Source organism: Actinocorallia lasiicapitis (assembly GCF_054778695.1).
Window position 1 is genome coordinate 1 of the sequence record NZ_BAAGZI010000495.1, and the last position, 3,738, is coordinate 3,738.

The window sequence follows — 3,738 nt, forward strand, 5'->3', positions numbered from 1 at the left end:
CAGGCACCAGGCGAGCAGCGGGCGCAGCGCGTCGGGCACGCCGGCCAGGTCCGGCGGCTCCGCGGCGACCCGCTGGAGCCCCGAGCTGATCTCGGTCTCGCCGTCGGGCGCCACCCCGGTGGCGGCGAAGGCCAGCACGGAGCCGAGCGAGAACACGTCGCTGGCCGGGCCGACCGGCTCCGCCATGATCTGCTCGGGCGACATGTAGGCGGGGGTGCCCATCACGGTCCCCGGCTGGGTCATCCCCTCGGTGCCCGACCTGCGGGAGATCCCGAAGTCGATGACGCGGGGGCCGTCCTCGGCCAGCAGCACGTTCGACGGTTTGAGGTCGCGGTGCACGACCCCCGCCCCGTGGATGGCCTGCAACGCCTCGACCAACCCGGCGCCGAGCACGGCGAGCTGGGGTTCGGGCAGCGGCCCGTGGGTCTTGACCGCCTCCCACAGCGAAGGCCCGGTCACGTGGACGGTCGCCAGCCACGGCGGGTTCCCGTACGGGTCGGCGTCGACCACGGCCGCGGTGAACGCCCCGCTGACGGCGCGCGCCGCCTCGATCTCCCGCGCGAACCGCTCCCGGAACCCCGGGTCGTCGGCGAACTCCGGACGCACCACCTTCACCGCGACGGACCGCCCGCTCGGCGACCTGCCGTGGTAAACCCAGCCCATCCCGCCGGACCCGAGCCGTCCCACGATCCGGTACCGGCCCATCCGCACCGGGTCACTCGTCGGATTCAGCACCCGGCCTCCCCGTCGTCAACCCCGAACCCGCCCAGTATCCCCCCAATGCCAGCAAAGCGGCGGCGGTTCGGCGTTCAGGGCGTCGGAAGACGCCGGTGGAGGCGCGTCTCGACGTCGGCGGCGATCGCGGGATCGTCGAGACCGGAACGCCACACCTCGACGGACTCGTCGTCGCGGCCGCGCAGCGGAAGGGTGCGGGCGAGGAGTTCGGTGGCCAGCGGCGCCAGGTCGGGGGCGGTGCCGGGGCCGAGCCCCGCGGTGAACGCGCCGATCGCCTGCTCGAGGTGGGTCAGCCCCATGACGATCGCGAGCCGGGCGTAGGCGTAGGAGTCGGGCGGCAGCCCGCGCAGCACCCGCGCCAGGACGGTCTGGGCGCGTGCGGCCTGGCCCAGTTCGAGGAGGCGCTGGGCGAGATCGTGGGCGGCGACCGGCGCGTACTCCTCGTCGCCGGTGTCGATGGCCTGCTCCCACCAGGCGAGCGCGGTGGCGGTGTCGCCCTGCTCGTCGGCGAGCTGCGCGAGCGCCAGGCAGGCGGCCGGAAGGTAGGCGGGGTTGTCGAGGTCGACGACGCGCAGCCAGGCGTCCGCCGCCGCGGCCAGATCGCCCGCGCGCTCGTAGGAGAGAGCGAGATGGTAGGCGGCGCGGGGCGCGTACTCGGGGTCGTCGGTGTCGATCGCGATCCGGTCGGCGGCGCGGGCGCCCTCGACGTCGCCCGCGTCCTCCAGCACGAGTGCCAGGCCCGGCGCGGCCTCGGCCCGGTCGTCGGTGTCGAGCGCCTGTCTGTACAGGGTGACCGCGGTGGTGTGGTCGCCGTTCTCGGCGTGCTCACGTGCCTGCAGCAGGGTCATCAAACCCACTCCCTCGCCCCGGTCAAATTTCCCCGACCCTACAAGGACGGCCGTGCCGCCACGGGGGACGACACGGCCGGTAAGCCGGTTTTAGTCCTCGAACGCCTCCGGCGGCGGGCAAGAGCAGACCAGGTTGCGGTCGCCGTACACGCCGTCGATCCGGGAGACCGGCGCCCAGTACTTGTTGTCGCGGAGCGACGCGACCGGGTAGGCCGCCTCCTCGCGGGTGTACGGGTGCTTCCAGTCGGCGCCCAGCAGGTTCTCGGCGGTGTGCGGGGCGTTGTGCAGCGGGTTGTCGTCGGCGTCCCACTCGCCCGACGCGACCCGGTCGATCTCCGCCCTGATCGCGATCATCGCTTCGACGAACCGGTCGAGCTCGGCCAGGTCCTCGGACTCGGTCGGCTCGATCATGAGGGTGCCCGAGACCGGGAACGACAGGGTCGGGGCGTGGAAGCCGTAGTCGATGAGCCGCTTGGCGACGTCCTCGGCGGTCACCCCGGTCTCCTTGGTGATCTTCCGCAGGTCGGCGATGCACTCGTGGGCGACCAGCCCGTCGCGGCCGGTGTAGAGGATCGGGAAGTGCGGGTCGAGCCGGCGGGCCAGGTAGTTGGCCGACAGGATCGCGACCTCGGTGGCGCGGGTCAGGCCGTCGGCGCCCATCATCGCGATGTAGGCCCACGGGATCGGCAGGATGCCCGCCGAACCCCACGGGGCCGCCGAGATCGGGCCGACGCCGGTCGCGGGACCGGCCTCGGGCCGCAGCGGGTGGTTCGGCAGGAACGGCGCCAGGTGCGCGCCGACGCCGACCGGACCGACGCCGGGGCCGCCGCCGCCGTGCGGGATGCAGAAGGTCTTGTGCAGGTTCAGGTGCGAGACGTCCGCGCCGAACACGCCGGGCTTCGCCAGCCCGACCAGGGCGTTGAGGTTCGCGCCGTCCACATAGACCTGGCCGCCCGCCGCGTGCACCGCGGCGCAGATCTCCACGATGGTCTCCTCGTACACGCCGTGCGTGGACGGGTACGTCACCATGATCACCGACAGGTCGGCGGCGTGCTTGTCGATCTTCGCGTGCAGATCGGCCAGATCGACGTTGCCGCTGTCGTCGCACTTGACCACGACGACCTTCATGCCCGCCATCACCGCGGACGCCGCGTTGGTGCCGTGCGCCGACGACGGGATCAGGCAGACGTTCCGGTGGCCCTCGCCGCGCGCCTCGTGGTAGCCGCGGACGGCCAGCAGCCCGGCCAGCTCGCCCTGCGAACCGGCGTTCGGCTGCACCGAGACCTTCGCGTAGCCGGTGATCTCGGCCAGCCACTCCTCCAGCTCCGTGATCAGCTCGAGGTAGCCGGCGGCCTGCTCGATCGGCGCGAACGGGTGGATGTTCGCGAACTCCGGCCAGGTGATGGGCTCCATCTCCGTGGTGGCGTTCAGCTTCATCGTGCAGGAGCCCAGCGGGATCATCGACCGGTCGAGCGCGATGTCCTTGTCCTGGAGGCGGCGCAGGTAGCGGAGCATGGCCGTCTCGGAGCGGTGCTGGTGGAAGACCGAGTGGGTCAGGTACGCGGACTCGCGGCGCAGCGCCGCCGGGAGGGCGTCCACCGGGGCGGCGACGGCGACGGCCTGGCGGAACGGACGGCGGTCGAACGCCTCCAGCAGCACCTGCAGGTCGTCCTCGGTGATGGTCTCGTCGAAGGAGACGGCCACGACCTGGTCGGCGACGATCCGGATGTTGAAGCCCGCCGCCTCGGCGGCGCGGGCGACGGTCTCGGCCGGGCCCGGCAGCGCGATGGTCAGGGTGTCGAAGTAGGCGGAGTTCAGGACCTCGTAGCCCTCGATCCCCAGCCCCTCGATCGACCGGGCGAAGGCCGAGGCGCGGGCGTGCACCCGCTCGGCGATCGCCTTCAGCCCATCGGGCCCGTGGTAGACGGCGTACATCGACGCCATGACCGCGAGGAGCACCTGCGCGGTGCAGATGTTGGAGGTGGCCTTCTCCCGGCGGATGTGCTGCTCGCGGGTCTGCAGCGCGAGCCGGTAGGCGCGGCGGCCGTCGGCGTCCACCGAGACGCCGACCAGCCGGCCGGGGAGCTGCCGCTGGAGCTCCTCCCGGACGGCCATGTAGCCGGCGTGCGGGCCGCCGAACCCGAACGGGACGCCG

Annotated in this window: 3 protein-coding genes; all 3 read right to left on the reverse strand. The window is 72.8% G+C overall.

Annotation, left to right across the window (positions count from 1 at the left end):
* A partial coding sequence (locus tag ACYVE7_RS30930; RefSeq protein WP_460369713.1) for a serine/threonine-protein kinase occupies window positions 1–735 on the reverse strand: 735 nt, incomplete at its 3' end.
* A 74-nt stretch (window positions 736–809) separates the two neighbouring features.
* A complete protein-coding gene (locus ACYVE7_RS30935) occupies window positions 810–1,583 on the reverse strand; it encodes a tetratricopeptide repeat protein (RefSeq protein ID WP_460369715.1) in 774 nt (257 codons plus the stop codon).
* A 90-nt stretch (window positions 1,584–1,673) separates the two neighbouring features.
* The coding region (gene gcvP, locus ACYVE7_RS30940; RefSeq protein ID WP_460369717.1) for an aminomethyl-transferring glycine dehydrogenase at window positions 1,674–3,738 on the reverse strand (2,065 nt) is incomplete at its 5' end.